Raw genomic sequence first — 19261 nt, forward strand, 5'->3', positions numbered from 1 at the left:
AGCCTAAACTATAATATATTATAATTCTTTTTTAACAGCATTCTTTATTCTTGTTAAACCCTCTTTTAATCTTTTACGAGGACAGGCTAAATTTAAACGCATATACATTGAGCCAGCATCTCCAAACCAGCGTCCTGGATTAAGACCAACTTCAGCCTTTTGATTCATAAATTCTATCAGCTGCTCATCACTTCCAAAACCCAGCTGACTGAAGTCCAACCAGACTAAATATGTACCCTCTGCTTGTGTTAGTTTAATTTGAGGAATTTCAGCTGCAAGATATTCTCTTAAATAATTGTAATTTCCCTCTAAATATTCAAGCTGTTTTTGAAGCCATTCTTCTCCATTATTATAAGCACTTTTTAATGCTAAAAGACCAAAGGGGCTGTTTCCGGTACCAAAGCCTTCTTTTGCCTGGTTATAAGCAGCGCGAAGCTCTTTTGATTCAATAATGGTGTATGAAGTATGTAAGCCTGCTATATTGAAAGTTTTACTGGCAGCCATAAAAGTAATTAGCTTTTTTCGATAATCACTAAATTCATCTCTTTTAAAAAGTAATTTTAAGATCGGATGATGTTCATATCCAGGATAAACTAAATCAGAATGTATTTCATCACTCAAAAGAAAAATATCTTCTTTTTTTAATAGACGCAGCAGTTCCAGTAGTTCAGCTTGGTCCCAAACTCTGCCAACTGGATTGTGAGGACTGCAAAAAATCATCGCCTTAACTGGGTTACCCTGTTTTTGAGATTCTTTTATCTGACTTTCTAATCCTGCTAAATCCATTTTATAATGCCCATCTTTATTTATTAATTCATTTTCTATTAACTTGCAGTCATTATTTTTGACAGCCGTAAAAAATGGTTTATAAACCGGGGGCTGAATAATAACTGCATCATTTTCTTCAGTTATTGCCTTGAGCGTAAAGTTAATTGCCGGTACCACACCTGTATCAAAAATCAACCAATCTTTTTCTATTTTTAAATCAAATCTTTTTTTGAGCCAATTTTCCACTGCCTGCTTAACACTTTGATCAGCAAAACTATAGCCAAAAATACCGGCTTCAGCTCTTTTTAAAAGGCTTTCTTTAACAGCAGGAGCTGTTTGCCAATCAGAATCCGCCACCCACATTGGTAATATATTTTCATTATTAAAAATTTCTTTTCTTTTATCCCATTTGGCAGACATTGTGTTGACTCTATTTTCTAAATTTGAAAATTTTAATTTTGACATTTTACTTCCTCCCTGACAAAAAATACTAGTTTTCTTGATAAAATAAAGACATTACTTTAATCATTTCAGCGTGGTCTGAACTGCCACCTAATTCTCTAGTCGAATGCATAGCCAGCAGTGGACTGCCTAAATCCATACTCTTAATTCCAAGCTGGGTAGCTGCAATAGGTCCAATAGTAGAGCCACCTTTTTTATCACTTCGATTAGTATAATATTGATACGAAATATTATTTTTTTCCATTAAATCAATTAAAACTGCTGCAGTTGAAGCATTAGTAGTATATTTTAAATTAGCATTATATTTAATAACCGGCCCCTTATTTAAGACAGGTCTATTTTTTTTATCATATTCTTCACTGAAATTTGGATGCAGAGCATGAGCCATATCAGCAGATAATAGAAATGATTTTTCAATAATACTATAATAATCTTCTTTTTGTGCATTTAAATTATAAATTATTCTCTTTATTATGTTTCCTGCAAAGGGAGAATCTGCGCCCTGAGGTGTAGTGCTGCCTATTTCTTCGTTATCATAGAAAACAGCCATCTGAGTCCATGGTTTAGCCTCTGAAGCAAGCAGAGCTTTTAAGGTTGAATGTACCATTGATAAATTATCCTGACATCCTGCTGCAACAAATTCTTTCTTTTGGCCTGTAAATTCTGCTTTTTCGGTTGGGTAAAGATATAATTCAGCTTCTAAAATATCTTCTTTTTTGTGGTCAGTAAACTGCGCAATTAAGTCTTTAAACAATAAAGATTCATTTTCTTGACCTGAATTTTGAGTATCAGTTTCGTTTTTATTATCTTGAGCTTTATTATCTTTAGCAGTTTCCAGATTTAATGTCTGGCTGATTAAAGCTCTTAAACCCTTTTTCTTATCAATCTTTCCCGTTTTATTGATATCTTTTTTTAAATGAATAGCCAGATTTGGTATAACAGCTAAATTTTCTTCAAAATCAATTAATTTTTCGTTCAGGCTAAAAGAAGTATCATCTTTTAAAACTACTTTTCCTGCTAAAGATAAATCTTTATCATACCAGGTATTTAAAATAGGACTACCATAAATCTCAGTATTTAATAAATAATAACCGTCTTTTTTGATTATAGGGTCTGGTTTAATTTTTAAAGCAGGGCTATCTGTATGTGAAGAAATTATTCTAAAACCCTGATTTAAAAAATCATCGCCTGTAATAAAGGCAACAACTGCTGATTTATTACGACTAAGAAAGTATTTCTCCCCCTCTTTTAAATCCCATTTTTCGCTTGGGTCAAGCTCTTTAAATCCCTCCTGCTGCAGCTCTTTTTTTAATTCAGCCGCAGCATGAAAAGCAGTTGGAGAACTATTGAGAAATTGCACAAGTTCTTCCGCTTGATTATTCATTTTCTTTCACCCCAGCAATATCAATTATTGCCTTAGCATATATGGCTGCACTTTTAACCAGGTTATCAATTTCAATAAACTCATCTTTTTGATGTGCTATTTCAGCCTGGCCCGGAAAAAGCAAACCAAAGGCAACACCTTTATCAACTAAACGAGCGTAAGTTCCGCCTCCAATTGCTATCGGTTCACTTTTATCACCTGTAAATTCCTGATATGCAGCCATCAATTTTTGGATAAAAGGATCATCTTTTGCAACATATAAAGGCTTGGCATCACTTAAAATTTCTAAATTAACTAACTTAGTTTCAAGATTAGCTTTAATATCAGAAACAACTTTATCAGCCGTTGATTTAACAGGATAGCGAATATTAACTATAAATTCTACTTTATTTTGATCAGCTTTAATTACTCCGGTGTTGAAAGTTAAAGCTGTTGGAACATCATCTTGATCTTTGCAACCAATTGAAGCACCATCATATTCAATTCCTATTTTCTTTTGATAAAAATTTAAAAATTCTTTTACTTTAGCATTTGAAAACGGGAGTTCAGCTAAAATATTAATCAAATAAGAAATTGCATTTTTCCCATCTTCAGGCATACTGCCGTGTGCTGAAATTCCTGAATATGATAATTTGATTTTATTATTATCTGCTTCTAAATTTAGATCAGCAGCCTCATAATTAATCTCAGTCAGAAGTTTTTCTAATTCTTCTTTTTCAATTCCACTTATAACTGCCTCTGCAAAATCTGGAACCATATTGGCAGCATTTCCACCTTTTATTTTTTCTAATTTTAAACCGTTTTTATCTGTTTCCTTTAAATCAGCAGTAAACTTAAGATCTAAAATCCCTTTTTCTGCATGAATTGCAGGGAAAGTTGCATCAGGGCTAAAGGCAAGTTCTGGCATTTTTTCTTTTTCAAAATAATATTTTAGAGATGCCATACCGGATTCTTCATTTGTACCCAGTATTAATCTGACTCTTTTATTTAATTTGATATCTAAATCTTTTACAATTTTCATAGCGTATAAGGCAGCTGCTGCTGGCCCTTTATCATCTATTGTTCCTCGACCAAAAATCTTCCCATCATGAACCTCAGCTGCATAAGGAGGATAAGTCCAATTACTCCCCTCAGGCACTACATCAACATGACAGAGTAGAGCCAAAATTTCCTCTCCTGCTCCCATTTCTACATGAGCAGCCTGATTATCTATATTTTTTGTTTTAAAACCCATAGCTTCAGAAATTTCTATTGCTTTAGCCAGAGCTTTATATACTTCTTTACCATAAGGGTAATCACCCTCGGCTTCTGCCTCAACACTTGGAATTTTAACTAATTCCTGAGTGCTTAAAATCATATCATCTCTTAAACTTTCTGCTGCTTTAATTATTTTTTCTTTCATATTTTAGTTTAATAGCAAAAAACTATTAAACCATCACCTCCTATTATTTTTTTATTTGTTTTTTTATCAATTATCTAGCTATTATTCTATCACTTTTACTTCTAAATTTAAAATATAATACAATTTCTTTGCCAAACATCTGAGATTATCATATCTTTTTTGAATTAAAAGAAAAGTTGTAGTAAAATTAGATAAAAGATAAGGGTGATCAATAATGGATTTAAATAAAATAGATGCTTCAACTAAAATTAATCCTCTAGCCAAAGAAATTAAATTAGGATTCGACTCTAAGCGGCAGCAAAAAGCAGTTCTGCTGCTGCACGGTTTTGGTGGTAAAAGTAGTAACTGGAGCTATACAGCTAAAAAAATTAATAAAACATTAAGTCTTCCAGTCTATGTTCCTCGTCTTCCTGGGCATGGAACTAATATTAATGATTTTTTAAATAGTAACGCAGATCAGTGGCTGCGAAAAGCTGTAGATAGTTATCTTTATTTAAAAAATGATTTTCAAGAAATTTATCTAGCTGGAATTTCAATGGGAGGACTGCTTGCTGCTTTAATTGCTTCTAAATTTGAGATAAAAAAATTATCATTAGTTGCTCCGGCTTTTTTTACAAAGGATAAAAATATAGTTTTTACTCCTTATATCAAACATTTCATAAAAAAAATAGATAATAATTTTAAGCTAGATCAAGAAAATCTAAGTGATGCTGAAATTGATTTTCATAAAAACTACAGCTTTAATTATTATACTGAAGCACTGGCAGAATTATATAAACTGATCAAAAAAGCACGTCAGGCAGTAGATAATATAAAAACGGAGACTCAACTTATTTTATCAACTAATGATCAACAGGTAGCAACTAATAAAATCAAAACATTTTTAAATGAAAATATGGGACAATTTTTAACAGATCAAAAGATCTATCAAAAATCATCCCATGTAATAATCAATGATCTTGAGAAAAAAAGATGTGCTCAAGATATAATTAATTTTTTTAATAAATAATTATAATTTATACTTAAATTTTTATAATTAAGCTTTAGACTAATTCCTGCAGCTGTTTTAAGTAGTTTTTAAACTTAGCAGCTGCATTTACTATAGGTTGAGATTTTTCCATATCAACACCAGCATTTTTTAAAATATTAAGTGGGTAATCACTGCCCCCAGCCTTTAAGAACTCTAAATATTTTGCTGCTGCAGCTGGACCTTCATTCTTAATTTTTTCTGCAAGTGCTGCTGCCGCCGAATAACCAGTAGCATATTTATAGACATAGAAATTATAATAAAAATGCGGAATTCTGGCCCACTCATAATCCAACTTCTCATCAATTATTAAAGTATTACCAAGATATTTTTTGTTTAACTTTCTATACATGCTTTTCATTGCCTGAGAAGTTAAGCTCTCTCCTGCTTCAACACTCTCGTGAATCATTTTCTCAAATTCAGCAAACATTGTCTGCCTATAAACTGTACCTCTAAATCCTTCTAGATAATAATTTAAAAGATAAAGTTTTTCTTCTCTGCTTTGAGCATTTTCCAACATGTAGTCAATTAACAAATTTTCATTTAAAGTTGAAGCAACTTCTGCTACAAATATCTTGTAATCAGCATATAAATAAGGCTGATTTTTATTGGAATAATAGCTGTGCATTGCATGACCCATTTCATGAATTAAAGTAAATAAATTACCGATATCTTGAGTGTAATTCATTAAAATATAAGGATGCACACCATAACAACCGCTGGAATAAGCTCCAGATCGCTTTCCTTTATTTTCGTAAACATCTATCCAGCCTGAGTTGAATCCTTTCTCTACTGTTTCGATATAGTTTTGACCTAAAGGCTTTACAGCATTTTTAATTATTTCTTTTGTTTCTTCATATTTGAATTTAAGCTCAATATCCTCAATCAAAGGTTTATAAACATCATAAATATGAAGCTCGTCTAAATTAAGCAGTTCTTTTTTGAGCTCCATGTATTGATGTAAGGGTTCTAAATTATCAGAAACAGTATCAATTAAATTATTATAAACATCTGTTGAAATATTATCATTATCCAGAGCAGATTCTAAGGCACTATCATATTTTCTAGCCCTGGCATAAAATACATCACCTTTAACTGAACTATCAAGTACCGCTGCAAATGTGTTTTCTAGCTTTTCATATTCACCATGCATGCCCTCAAAGGCATCTTCTCTAACTCGACGGTCTTCATTTTTTAATAAATCAATATATCTACCATGAGTTAAACGTAATTCCTCATTGTTTTCATCTTTAATCAATGGGAATTCTAAATCTGCATTATTTAACATACTGAAGATATTTTCAGAGCTCTGTGTGACCTCACCAGCCAGTGCTAATATCTTTTCTTCAGCTGCAGAAAGATAATGTTCTTTTTGCCTTAAAATATTATCAAAAAAATGATTATAAAATTCAAGTTCTTCATTATCTGATTTAAACTTTTCTAACCGTTCTTCTCCCAACTGAATAATTGCTGGCACCATAAAGGAAGTAGAATTTGAAAGCTTATTATAACACATCATCGCTTTATTTTTATAATTTTGATATTTATCATTTTGAGTGTTTTGATCATATTTCATATGAGCATAAGTATATAATTTTGCAGTTTTTTTCTCAATTTCCATAATTTCATTTAGAGCTTCCAGCAGCTTAGCTGCATTCTCTGTAAAATTTTCCTTAAATTGCTTAATGTTTTTAACCTCTTCTAAGACAGTTTCAAGTTCTGATTCAAAACTTGAATCATCAGCATAAATGTCATTTAAATTCCATTTATATTTTTCATCAATTTCTTCTCTTTTTTTCAATTCTTTAGACAAAAGAAATCTTCCTTTCTATATTTTTGCTTTTGTTATTCTCATGATTTAAAAGCCATTTTTTTCTCCAAACACCACCGGCATAACCGTTGATACTACCATCAGCTGATATTACTCTGTGGCAGGGAATTATTATTGATATTGGATTGCGAGAATTAGCCTGACCAACGGCTCTTGCAGCACCTGAATGTCCAATATCAGCAGCTACTTCAGAGTAAGAAAATGTTTTGCCATAAGGAATTTTTTTTAAATAATTCCAGACCTTTAGTTCAAAATCGCTGCCTTCTAATTCGAGAGGAATTTCAAACGAGGCTCTATTACCTAAAAAATACTGATTAAGCTGGTCAAAAATCAGATTATAAATCCGTAAAATTTTGGGATCATCATAAAAATTCTTTTGACAATTGTTTTTTACTTCCCGTAGATGATCATCAAACTCAATACTTAATAAAGAATGCTTATTAAATTTAATTTTTAAAATACCAATTGGAGAGGGATAATATGTATGATAGCTGCTTTCATTAGTCAAAATACTCACCCCTAATATCTTTCAAGTCAGATGGAGTTTCAAAACGCTCTAAATAATGTGCTGCTAAAATAATCATTTCTTTACGACTCATTATTCTATCCTTTGTTAAAACAACAATTAATTTATCAGGTATCAATTCCATTTCCAGTGCTTTTTTAAAATAATCTGTTTCTTCTATTTCCAATACACGCTGACTTTCTGCTGCCAGCAGTAATTTGAGGGCATTAGTAGTAGTTAGCTTTTTATTTGAACTAAGAGTCTCAAGACTACCAGGAACCCACTCATAAAGGTTTTCAGCCTCTTTTTTCTGCATGATTTTTAAAATAATTGCTATAAATTCTTTTTCAGTTGGTGGTATCTCTAATTTAAAATTATTATTATAGCCTCCAATTGTAATACCCCAAGAAAGCAGTTTTTCTAAACTTCCTAAAAGTTGTGAATCATCTATTATTGGAGATTCTGTTGGATATTTTTCAAGGTCAATATTTAAACTTGAACGAATTTTATTTAAACTAGCCTCAGATTCTGCAATTTGAGACAGAGATTTTTCTTTATCAATAGCCTCCGAAACCGCAATAGCTGCAGCTTCAGCAGTATTCATTGCCGGCGGTAAAACTCTTGCACTAGCTGCTACCAGCGAACTATAACCACTACTTCGTCCAACAATCATTAAATTATTATTCTTTTTGGCAATTAAGGTTCTGAGAGGAATCGAATAATACTCTGGATTAAATAAAACAAAGCCAGGATAATCTTCAGCTGATGCTTGATAATCTAGAGGATAAGAAGCAATTGTAATAGCATCTTTAAATATTTTTTGTCTAAATATATCTTGAATTTTTAATTGATATTCAGTTATAAAATGTCTACTCTCTCTTCGATAAAGTTCTTCAGGTAAATCATTTAATTTAGCATTTTTAAAACCTTCTAAATTATTTTTTAAATATTCTAATATTAATTTCGCTTCTGCAGCTGCTTCTTTTTTAGCTTTAGCAATAGATTTTTCAGAAAGAGGATCCACATTGAATAACAAAAGAGCATTAATATAAGCATCATAAGCACCATTATTATTAATAAATACAATATTTAAACCTCTTAAGCGTAAATTTTTATTTTGAGACTGGTAACTTTTGCCGAAACTAGAAAATCCCCAGGCATGATCATTTTTGAAATAACTATTTTGGTATTTATTATTTCTAACTGCTTTTTTTAGCTTCAACGGCTCAACATTAGAAAATTTTAATATCTGAGTTGAAGCCATCCAACTATTTTTTAGATTTATATCAGCTGTACCGATAAAATAATCTTCGCCAGCTGCTGCAGCAAGATCTCCATCCTGAGACGCATCAATAAAATAATCAGCACTTAAATTATAAATTTCATCATTCTTTTCGATTCTTAAGTAATCAATTGACTTATCTTTGAGTTTTACTGACTGAAGTTTAACTGAATTAATAATTCTAATATTCTCTTCTGCAGCCAGCATTTCTTCGAATGCAGATTCTGCTTTTTGAGGGGAAAAAGAAATAGAGGAGCCAAGCTTTTGATGCCATTCTGAAAAAATTCCATGATTAATATTTCTGGAGCTGCTGTCATAATTTAAATCTAAAAAATTTAAGGCAGCATAGGTCATTAATCCACCTGGTTTTTCTCTGCTCATCAGCAGGGTAACATCCTTACCCTCTCGAGCTGCAGCTACAGCAGCTGTAACTCCTTCAGGTTCAGCAGAAAACACTATTAAATCACTATTTATTTTTTCAGCAGCTAAAACATTTAAATTCAAAAATAAAAGCAAGACTAATAATAAAGAAATATTCAAAATTAAGCTCTCTCTATTTATCATTTAATTTCTCCTCATCAATAAATTATTTTCTATTAAAATTTAGCACTACCAGGAGTACGAGGGAAAGAAATAACATCTCTTATATTCTGCATACCTGATAAATACATTAATAATCTTTCAAAACCTAGTCCAAAACCGGAATGAGGTACTGAACCATATTTTCTAATATCTAAAAACCACTCATATTTTTCCAGATCCATATTTAATTCTTCCATTCGGCTCTTTAATTTATCATATCTTTCTTCACGCTGACTTCCTCCGATGATTTCGCCAACACCGGGGACTAAACAGTCAACAGCTGCAACTGTTTTTCCATCTTCATTTTGACGCATGTAAAATGCTTTTATATCTTTAGGGTAATTATAAACCATTATTGGCTTTTTAAAATGCTTTTCGGTTAAATATCTTTCATGTTCAGACTGCAAATCAATTCCCCAACTTACCGGAAATTCGAAGTCCTCATCACTATTTTCTAAAATTTCTATTGCTGCAGTATAAGTTACTCTACCAAAATCTGAACCAATAATTTCTTCTATCATTTCTCTCCGGCCTTCATCAATTCGTTGATTAAAAAAGTCCATCTCTTCTTCGGCTTCTTCCAGCGCAAATTTAAATAGATTTTTAATGAAATCTTCCATTAGAGACATCATCTCATCTAGATTACAAAATGCCATTTCCGGCTCAATCATCCAAAATTCTGAAGCATGACGAGAAGTGTTAGAATTTTCAGCTCTAAAAGTTGGACCAAAAGTATATACATCTCCAAGAGCTGTGGCCATCAATTCTGCTTCTAACTGTCCACTCACTGTTAAACCAGTTTCTTCAGCAAAGAAGTCCTGACTGTAATCTATTTCGCCAGATTCTGTTTTGGGAAGCTTGTCAAAATCAAGTGTAGTAACTTTAAATACTTCTCCAGCTCCCTCAGCATCACCTGAAGTAATAATTGGAGTATGGACGTATTTGAAGTCTTTATTATAAAAATAATTATGTACTGCATAAGACATCTTACTGCGGAAACGATTTACTACTCCAAAAGTATTTGTTCTAGCTCTTAGATGAGCAATTTCTCTTAAAAATTCAAAACTGTGTCTTTTTTTCTGGAGAATAAAATCTTCAGGTGCTTCACCAATAATTTCAATTTCTTCAGCCTTCATTTCTACATCCTGTTCTCGACCTTCGACTTTATCAATATATCCTTTGACCTTAATGCTGGCTCCTGTATTAATATCAGCCAGTGGATGTTGATCAGGATTTAAAATAACAAGCTGTAAATTTTTAAGTGCACTTCCATCATTGATCTCTATAAAGGCAATATTTTTTGAGACTCTTTTTGTTCTAACCCATCCCATAACAATAACATCTTTATAATTATCAATTTTATCTTCTAAAACATCTTTAATCTTTTTCTTTTCGAAATAATTCATTTTATAAATTTCCTCCCTGAATATTCAATTTATCTAATTTTATAGAGTATTAAAAATATAATTATAAATTTTTATAATAATTTCACTTATAATATTCTCACTTATAATATTCTCACATATAATATTTTCTATTGTATTTACTTCTCGTAAACGGAGCAAAATCCTTTAAGAAATAAATAAAAATCACTAAATTTTTGTAGTTTAAGCATTTAAAAGCCCGGAGAATAAACCCCGGGCCCTAATAAAATTTTTTATAATTATTCTTCTAGCTTCATTGGTTCGCCACAGCAAATCAGCTCTCCACCGCCAGCTTCCTTTACCTCAACAACATTACCGCAAATCTCACAGCGATATACTTCTCCTTTTTTCTTTACATTCATATTTTAGCCTCCTTTTATTATAATTTAAAATATAAAAGTAGTCAATTGAAATGTTAAATTTATCTAAATTAATTATATGTTAAAAATAAAGATTTTGCAATATTTAATTATTAATTTCATCTAATTTAAATTCCTGATGTAAAACATTAATTGCATTATTAGCATCTTCTTTTTTAATTAAACAAGAAATTTTGATTTCAGAGGTTGTAATCATTCCAATGTTGATACTATTTTCTCCTAATGATGTAAACATTCTGGCGGCAACACCTGGTGTAGACTGCATTCCAGCTCCTACTATAGAAATTTTGGCTACATCTCGATCAATACTATAGTTGTTAAATCTTAATTCACGTTTAATTTTTTCCAGCACCTTTACTGCCAATTTTTCCTGCTCCTGATTAATCGTAAATGTTATATCATTAAGCTCATCCCGCTGTAAGTTCTGAATAATCATATCAACATTTACTCCAAAGTCAGCCAATGATCTAAACATCTTACCAGCTATACCAGGCTCATCAGGTACTCTTTCTACAGTAATCTTAATTTCTCCTAAATCACTCGCTACTCCTACTACATTTTTTTTACCTTCCATTTTTTCATCCCCTCTAACAATTGTTCCTTTAGTCTTATTAAAACTTGATGCTATATATAATTTTAAATTATAATTATTTGCTAACTCTACTGCTCTTGGGTGTAAGACATTTGCTCCTAAATTTGCTAACTCAAGCATTTCTTCATATGAAATATAATCTAATTTACTTGCATTTTTTACAAGCCTTGGATCTGCTGTATAAACACCATCTACATCAGAATAGATTTCACAGCGATCTGCCTTGATAGCAGCTGCTACTGCGACGGTTGTTGTATCAGAACCACCTCTACCTAAAGTTGTAAAATCCTGATTCTCATTTACCCCTTGAAAACCAGCGACTATAACAATTTTGTTTTCAGATAACTCCCTTTTTAAACGGGTTGTGTCAATATCGGTTATCATTGCCTGATTATGTTTTTCGTTTGTTTTTATTTTCATTTGGCTTCCTGTTAAAGATATTGCTGGATAACCTAAAGAATGAATTGCCATAGTTAAAAGTGCAATTGAAACCTGCTCACCTGTAGTTAACAGCATGTCTACTTCTCTTGGGTCTGGATCATCAGTTATATCACCCATTAATTCAATTAAATGATCAGTTGTGTCACCCATTGCAGATACAACAACAATCATTTGATTGCCTGCCTCATATCCCTCAATTACTCGTTTGGCAACATTTTTAATTAACTCTGCATTCGCTACTGAACTTCCTCCATACTTTTGTACAATTAATGACAATTGTTTCACCTTCCTATTGTTATAAAATTATTATTCTGCTTTAACTGGTATAATATTATTAACAGTTAATACTCCTTTTAGCTCCTCGACTTCTTGCAGTATTATTTCTAGGTCTTTTTCCTTGATTTCCTTTGTTATGATTATCACTGGCAGCAGTGGGGTTTCAGTTAAATTGTCATGTAAAATTAAGTCTGCTAGATTTTTTTCTGAAAATATATTTTTTATATTCTCTATAATTTCTTCATCTTTTTCAAGCTGCAGTCTGATATAAAATGATCTCTTTTGATTATGGTATAAATCAAAGCTGTTTTCTGGATTTTTTTCTAAACCAATATCCATTTTATTGTTATTATTATGGTTAACTGCGTTAATCAAATCTAAACTCAGCAGATTATATAGTGCTGAATCATTATTTTCTGCTTTAAAAGTTATTTTTGAGTTGTATTTAGATACTAATTCAACAGCATTGCTGTTTTCATTAACTGAAGCCAAATAACTATTTTTACTAATTAAATTTGGTCTGACTCCAATATATAGTTTTTGCTTTTCTTTTTTTACTGAACTTATCAATTTTATTTTATAACCTAGTTCTTCTGCATAAATTAAATCATAACTTGTAATACCTTTGATCCCTTTGACCTTTACTAATTCGGGGTCTACAGCAGTATTATAAAATAAATTAGATAATAAAATAATCTTATATAAACTATCTAAGCCAGTCAAATCTATATCAGGATTTTCTTCAGTATAACTAGCTTTTTCAGCTTGTTCAATTGTCTCTTTCATCGAAATTGTATTTTTGGCCATCTCAGTTAAAATATAATTTGTAGTCGCATTTAAAATAGCATCCATTCCCGTGATTTCATCCATTGCAAAAAAATTATCAATCAGTGTTTTTAGAGGCAGTGGAGAAAAAGCTGCAGAAAAATAGACTCTGCTTCGATATTTCTTTTCTAAATTTTTAATTTCCTTAAAATTTTCAGCAACTACTTTTTTATTAAAAGTAATTATATTTTTATTACTTTTTAAAATCTTAAATATATAATCTTTAGATTCTTCAGTTGGATTTAATTCAATAATACTTTTTGCTTTAGAATTTTGCAGTAGATCATTAAAATTTTCTGCTTTTTTAATAGATTTATAATTAGTAAAGTTTTCCTGATCAACTTTGATCTCTGTCTCTAAAGAAGTATTAAATATGTAATCTATTTTTATTTTTTGTGATATTAATTTTTCTATTTTATTTTTATTTTCTTCAAAAAAACTTATAAATGAATTAAAAGATTTTTGATTAGCTATTAAAGCTATTTTATACATCTTTAGATATCTCCTCTTTTAGACTTTGATATAAACTGCTGTTGCTAACTTTAACTATATAAGATGTTGAATCTATTGCCAGTGAATTATATACTTCTTCCATTTTTTCAGCAATCAGCTTCTCATTTTCAACTGCTAGAGCTAAGATTGTTGGCCCAGCACCACTTAAAGCAGCTCCTTTAGCACCATTATTATAAGCTTCACTTATGATTTGGTCAAATCCCTTAATTAATTTTTTTCTATAAGGCTGATGCAGCTGATCATCCATTGCAGTTTTTAATAAATTATAATCTTTATTTATAAAGGCTGCAGTTAAAAGGCTAATCCTACTTAAATTTGAAATAGCTTGCGAATAATTTATCTCATTAGGTAAAACACTGCGCAGTTTTTCAGTTTTTAGTTCATAATCAGGTACTAATAAAATACAATTAATATTCTGGTCCACATCTATTTTATAATAATCAAAGTTGTTATTGCAATTAAAATTAATCGTTAAACCTCCAACAAGAGCTGGAACAACATTATCTGGATGTTTTTCCAGTTGAACAGCAAGCTGAATAAAATCATTTTCTGATATTAATTGATTAGATATTACTGCAGCTGCTGCTAGGCCACCAATTATTGCAGAAGCACTGCTGCCTAATCCCCGGGCTAAAGGACTGTTCATTTCCTCTATTATCTCTGCTCCAATTAAATCTTCTTCTAAAAAATTGAAATATTTTTTGTAAGCCTGAGCGATCAAATTATCTGAATCAGCAATCTCTATCTGCTTATTCCGATTTTTATCAATAACTTTTATCTTCAGCTGCTGATCATTTCTTTTTTTTATTCTGAAATTGTTAAATAAAGTTAAAGCAAGTCCCAAAGTATCATAACCAGGACCAAGATTTGCCGATGTTGCAGGAACTTTAATTTCTGTCATATTATTTCCCTTCCTCACTTCTTTTTTACTCCAGTATGGCCAAAGCCGCCATCCCCACGCTGACTTTCACTTAAATTATCGACTTCATTCCATTCAATTATATTTACTTTTTGAATTATTAACTGGGCGATACGGTCATTTAAGTTTATTTCAAAATCTTCTGGACCGTGATTAATTAAAATAACCCCAACCTCACCTCTATAACCTGAATCAATAACTCCATCTGCATTTAAGACAGTTACACCCTTTTTTAGCGCTAACCCACTCCGGGGATAAACAAAAGCTGCATAACCTTTTGGCACAGCAATTTTTAAGCCAGTTTTTATTAGTTTATATTCTCCGCTTTTAATTGTCAATGCTTCTGCTGCATGGAGATCAAGTCCTGCATCCTCTCCATAATGTTGATATTGAGGTAATTCTACTTCTTTATTTAGTCTTTCTACCATAATTTCCATTATCATCATCCTTTATTTTAGATTGTAAACCAGTCAAAGAATTAATCTGATAGTTATTATTATAAATTAGATCTTTAATTTTGACAAATTGATATTCTTTTTTAAGCATTGGAATGATTTCTGAAAGTATTTCAACAATATTATTAGAATTATTGTGAAAAAGAATTATATCTCCAGAACTTATATTTTTATTTATTCTATTTATAATATATTCCTTGCCAGGATCCATCCAGTCGTGAGAATCAAGACTCCACTGAACTACTTGATAATTAAGTTCTCTTGCTGTTTTAATTACAAGTTCATTATATTCTCCATATGGGGGTCTAAAAAACTTGGGGTTTGCATTTTTTTTCTGATATTTATTTATTATTTCTTCTGTCTTAAGTAATTCTTTTTCTATCTCTTTTTGATTTAAATAATTAAAATGAGGATGGCTGTAAGAGTGGTTATAAATTTGATGTCCTGCTTCAATAATTTTATTAACTAAATTCGGATTGTTTTCTAACCAGATCCCAGCAAAGAAAAATGAAACCGGAATCGACTCAGCTTTAAATAACTTTAGCAGGGCTTCCGTTTTATTGCTGCCCCAAGCGCCATCAATTGTCAGGCTTATTTTCTTATCATGCCTTTCTACTTTATAAATTGGTGTTAACCTTGAACCACTATATTCGCTTAAATAATATATATTTTCGGCTGCTGAAACTGTTGGTGAAACTGCTGCTGAAAACATTAAGATGATTATAAATGTTATTATAAAAAAATAAGCCAGCTTCATTTTAAAAAGCTGGACGGTTTTATTAATATGATAAAACAAGAAATACACCTCTATTCTATAAACAAATGATCCCCAATTTTAGTTATAACTCTTCTACCTTTAAAAAAACTAACTCTAGTTGCTGTTTTAGGATTGTAAAAATAGAGAGCTCCATTAGTAGGGTCACTACCTCTTAAAGCATCTCTGGCTGCTCTATAAGCGCTCTGATTTGGAGTCAGGTTGATTTGACCATCACTAACAGCTGAGAACTGTCCTCCCTGATAAATAACTTGAGCAAAATTATTAGGAAACTGACGACTGAGAACTCTATTGATAATTACTGCAGCTACAGCTACCTGACCTAAATAAGGTTCTCCCCGAGATTCTCCATGAATAGCTCTTGCTAAAAGATTAAGTTCCTGCTTACTGACTCTTTTATTTAAAATCTGATGTGAAGTTAAATTATGAACTGGTAAGCGAATTTTCTCACCACTTCGCAAAAAGCTATCTTTTTTATTGTTTAAAGCTAAAATAGTACCAATTGTAGTGCTAAAATCGCGAGCAAGATCATAAAGGGTATCTCCTGGCCCTACATAATAATTAATAATTTTATCTTTTGGTATTTTATCAATATTAGGTGCCTGGTGACCTGGATTAATTCTGGCGGCATAATGAGTATTAATAGTAAATGAAAGTTCTTTTTTCTGAGAACTATACTCCTCAAAAAGCGCCTCATTTTTCAAATTAGACTTATTTTTTTTAATATTTTTTTGTGGAATAACTAACTCATCGCCCATTTTAATACTGGCTGTATTAGTAATTCCATTTTCTGCTTTTAATTTGTTGAGATCTACATTATATTCTGCTGCTATTTCCGAAAGCGTATCCCCCTGTTGAATTACATAAATCAAGCTTAAATTGGGAGCAGCATAAGCAGCTGCAGAAAAGAAGCTAATTATTAAGATTACAAAAAACATCTGGTTAAATAAACTTTTATTTTTCATATTTAAACTCCATTATAATTTATTTTTTCAAGCAGCTCATTACAATTTATTTCTGAAACAGGACATCCTTCAGGTAAGGAATCTAAAAACTTCTGTCCATATGATCTACTCTTAACTCTTCTATCAAATAAAATAATTAAACCTTTATCCTTTTTGGAACGAATTAGACGACCAAATCCCTGCCTAAATTTAATAACTGCCTGAGGTAAGGCAAGATTGTAAAATGGATTTAAGCCTTTTTCTTTTAATAAATCTTCTTTTGCCTGATACAAGGGCTCTCCCGGCACAGGAAAAGGCAGTTTAACCATAATTAAATATTTCAAAATATCCCCGGGCAAATCTACGCCCTCCCAAAAACTTGAAGTCCCAAAGATAACTGTATTATATTCTGCTCTAAACTCCTGCATAATATAATTACGGGATAATTTAGACTGAGATAAAATTCTAATTCCCTGTTCTTCCAGTTCATCTTTTAAGTTGTTGAAACAGTAACTCAACATCCTGTAAGAAGTAAATAATACCATAGTTGAACCCCTGCTTTTAGAAATTATCTTTTTAAGGTTAATCACCAATTCTTTCAAAAATTTATTATTGCTTGGATCAGGAAAATTAAGTGGAATTAGTAATTCAGCCTGTTTTGAATAGTCAAAAGGTGACTCTACTTTTAATTCTTCTGCTGTTTTAATTCCAGTTTCTCTATAAAAGTAATCAAAAGAATTAGCAGCAGTTATAGTAGCCGAGGTAAAAATTACATTTGTTAGTTTTGACCAAAGCATGTCAGGCAAAAATTTACCTGCGTCAATCGGAGCAGATTTCTGCACAATTTGTTCAGTGCCCCGATAATAGCTCGACTCCAACCAGAAAACGTAATCATCATCTGCTGCCTCTAAATTAAATTCTATACGTTTTATAAGATCATGACAGCGGTTAATACTTGATTTAATTTTCATTTCGTTTTCGTCTGTTTCAGCTTCTAAACCTAGATATAAGTTTTCATATATCATCTGCAAATACGAAAAATTATTTTTTAAATAAGCAGCAAGATCCTGAGCAGTTTTATAAAATTCCTCCCACTTTGGATTTGACTGCAAATTTTTATTAACTGTAATTTTTTTATCTTTATAATCTGCAATTAAATCTTTTAATTCATTAAAATATTGAGGAATTAAATCCCTTATTTTTTGGGTTGTAGGAATTAAACGTTTATCAAGTAAATCCCTCAGCCGCTTTTGATCACTATCAACTGTAAATGCTATATCCTCTCTAATTTCCGATAAAAGAGAGTTTTTATCACCACTCAACCTCTTAAGCCAATTATCGAGCAGAGGCTGATATAAAGGATGACCAAGATGATCTGTTGCAATCTCACCAATATTATGGGCCTCATCTATAATTAAATGATTAAAATTAGGTAAAATGCCTCTATCTACTGAACCAGTATCGTCTTTAACTCTGGCATCAGACAATAAAAGGTGATGATTAACTATCAAAATATCAGCTTTATATATTGCTTTTCTAGCCTGCATAAAATGACAATTAGAATAAAAAGGACAGGATGTTTTTAAACAGAGATCGCTTTCTGCTGCAATTTGATTCCAAACAGATTTTTTTAACTGAAAATTTATCTCTGATTTTTCGCCACTTTCGGTATGTTTTTTCCAGTCATTTAACTCATTAAAAAGAGTTTTATCTATCTCTAATTCATTATTATCAAAGTTTTTCTTGAAATTTTTAAACTTACGTAAACAAAGATAATTATTCCTACCTTTGACTAAAACAGCATTAAAATCAAAGTCTAAAACTCTCTGTAAAGTTACAAGATCTTTATTTATCAGCTGTTCCTGTAAATTAATTGTATTTGTTGAAATAACTATTCTAGCCTGATTTAAATTATTATAAAAAAGAGCTGGTATTAAATAGGCAAAAGATTTACCGGTTCCTGTTCCAGCCTCAATAAAATCAAATTGATGCTTATTAAAAGAATCAATAATTTTTTCAGCAGTAACAAGCTGCTCTTTTCTTTCCGAAAAGCGCTCTAACTCCTGAGCCAATTTTCCCTCTTTTTTAAAATAATTTAAAATTTCTTTTTTATCTAATTTCTGTTTCTCTTTTTTGGTACCAGCTTCAACCACTACATAAATTTGATCAGCCTGATTATTAATAATAGCAAAACCGACTTCTCTTGCTGCCATTTTAGCAGCCAGCCTGATATCTGCAGCAGATGGTGTTAGATCACCTGATGGATGATTGTGAATTATCATTTCTCCAGCCATTATGTTATTAATTACAGCAGGTGCAGAATTACTGTTACCTCTAGCCAGTACTTCAATTTCTTTAATTATATTCTTATTATTTAATTGAGCTCTAATAAATATTTCATTACCAGAAGCAGTTTCAATCTCTTTTTTTATTGTACTTCCAACTTCTAATAACATTTCGGCACTAGCAGACAA

General features: G+C 31.2%; 16 protein-coding genes. 1 reads left to right on the top strand and 15 read right to left on the bottom strand.

Annotated elements, in window-relative coordinates; translation table 11 throughout:
- Positions 1-18: 18 nt before the first annotated feature.
- Genes HSACCH_RS05800 through pepV form a run of 3 tightly spaced genes read right to left on the bottom strand, consistent with a single transcriptional unit; the run spans position 19 to position 4016 of the window.
- Positions 19-1233, bottom strand: a complete 1215-nt coding sequence (locus HSACCH_RS05800) for a MalY/PatB family protein (RefSeq protein WP_005488554.1) — start codon at positions 1231-1233, stop codon at positions 19-21.
- 25 nt (positions 1234-1258) lie between these two features.
- Positions 1259-2614 carry a M18 family aminopeptidase gene (locus HSACCH_RS05805; protein WP_005488555.1) on the bottom strand — a complete coding sequence of 452 codons (1356 nt, stop codon included), beginning with the start codon at positions 2612-2614 and terminating at the stop codon, positions 1259-1261.
- Positions 2607-4016 carry a dipeptidase PepV gene (gene pepV, locus HSACCH_RS05810; RefSeq protein ID WP_005488557.1) on the bottom strand — a complete coding sequence of 470 codons (1410 nt, stop codon included), beginning with the start codon at positions 4014-4016 and terminating at the stop codon, positions 2607-2609. Before pepV ends, HSACCH_RS05805 begins: the two co-directional genes overlap by 8 nt.
- A 214-nt stretch (positions 4017-4230) precedes the next feature.
- Between pepV and HSACCH_RS05815 the strand changes: the two genes are divergently transcribed.
- Complete coding sequence (locus tag HSACCH_RS05815) at positions 4231-5025, top strand: alpha/beta hydrolase (protein ID WP_005488558.1); 795 nt, start codon at positions 4231-4233, stop codon at positions 5023-5025.
- A gap of 34 nt (positions 5026-5059) precedes the next feature.
- Here the strand turns inward: HSACCH_RS05815 and pepF are convergent, their stop codons facing one another.
- The 12 genes from pepF to HSACCH_RS05875 form a co-directional block, all read right to left on the bottom strand.
- Positions 5060-6856 carry an oligoendopeptidase F gene (pepF, locus tag HSACCH_RS05820; RefSeq protein ID WP_005488560.1) on the bottom strand — a complete coding sequence of 599 codons (1797 nt, stop codon included), beginning with the start codon at positions 6854-6856 and terminating at the stop codon, positions 5060-5062.
- The gene (locus HSACCH_RS05825) at positions 6849-7382 is read right to left on the bottom strand and encodes a methylated-DNA--[protein]-cysteine S-methyltransferase (protein WP_005488562.1); all 534 of its coding nucleotides are present in this window, start codon (positions 7380-7382) and stop codon (positions 6849-6851) included. Before HSACCH_RS05825 ends, pepF begins: the two co-directional genes overlap by 8 nt.
- Positions 7375-9225 (bottom strand): FAD-dependent oxidoreductase, encoded by a 1851-nt coding sequence (locus HSACCH_RS05830; RefSeq protein ID WP_005488563.1) that lies wholly within the window; start codon positions 9223-9225, stop codon positions 7375-7377. Before HSACCH_RS05830 ends, HSACCH_RS05825 begins: the two co-directional genes overlap by 8 nt.
- A gap of 32 nt (positions 9226-9257) precedes the next feature.
- Positions 9258-10649 (bottom strand): asparagine--tRNA ligase, encoded by a 1392-nt coding sequence (gene asnS / locus HSACCH_RS05835; RefSeq protein ID WP_005488564.1) that lies wholly within the window; start codon positions 10647-10649, stop codon positions 9258-9260.
- A gap of 257 nt (positions 10650-10906) precedes the next feature.
- Complete coding sequence (locus HSACCH_RS05840) at positions 10907-11029, bottom strand: desulfoferrodoxin FeS4 iron-binding domain-containing protein (protein WP_005488565.1); 123 nt, start codon at positions 11027-11029, stop codon at positions 10907-10909.
- Positions 11030-11132: 103 nt separating this feature from the next.
- Complete coding sequence (locus HSACCH_RS05845) at positions 11133-12356, bottom strand: aspartate kinase (protein ID WP_005488566.1); 1224 nt, start codon at positions 12354-12356, stop codon at positions 11133-11135.
- Positions 12357-12386: 30 nt separating this feature from the next.
- Positions 12387-13673 (bottom strand): homoserine dehydrogenase, encoded by a 1287-nt coding sequence (locus HSACCH_RS05850; protein ID WP_005488567.1) that lies wholly within the window; start codon positions 13671-13673, stop codon positions 12387-12389.
- Positions 13666-14595, bottom strand: a complete 930-nt coding sequence (thrB, locus tag HSACCH_RS05855; RefSeq protein WP_005488568.1) for a homoserine kinase — start codon at positions 14593-14595, stop codon at positions 13666-13668. The genes HSACCH_RS05850 and thrB overlap by 8 nt, the downstream gene beginning before the upstream one ends.
- Before the next feature lie 14 nt (positions 14596-14609).
- Positions 14610-15050: a dUTP diphosphatase gene (dut, locus tag HSACCH_RS05860; RefSeq protein ID WP_005488569.1), complete on the bottom strand. Its 441-nt coding sequence runs from the start codon at positions 15048-15050 to the stop codon at positions 14610-14612.
- Positions 15022-15780: a polysaccharide deacetylase family protein gene (locus tag HSACCH_RS05865; RefSeq protein ID WP_005488571.1), complete on the bottom strand. Its 759-nt coding sequence runs from the start codon at positions 15778-15780 to the stop codon at positions 15022-15024. Before HSACCH_RS05865 ends, dut begins: the two co-directional genes overlap by 29 nt.
- Positions 15781-15875: 95 nt before the next feature.
- The gene (locus tag HSACCH_RS05870) at positions 15876-16808 is read right to left on the bottom strand and encodes a cell wall hydrolase (protein WP_005488573.1); all 933 of its coding nucleotides are present in this window, start codon (positions 16806-16808) and stop codon (positions 15876-15878) included.
- Positions 16809-16810: 2 nt separating this feature from the next.
- The gene (locus HSACCH_RS05875; protein WP_005488574.1) at positions 16811-19261 is read right to left on the bottom strand and encodes a helicase C-terminal domain-containing protein; all 2451 of its coding nucleotides are present in this window, start codon (positions 19259-19261) and stop codon (positions 16811-16813) included.

This window comes from Halanaerobium saccharolyticum subsp. saccharolyticum DSM 6643 (genome assembly GCF_000350165.1).
Taxonomy (GTDB): Bacteria; Bacillota; Halanaerobiia; order Halanaerobiales; family Halanaerobiaceae; genus Halanaerobium; species Halanaerobium saccharolyticum.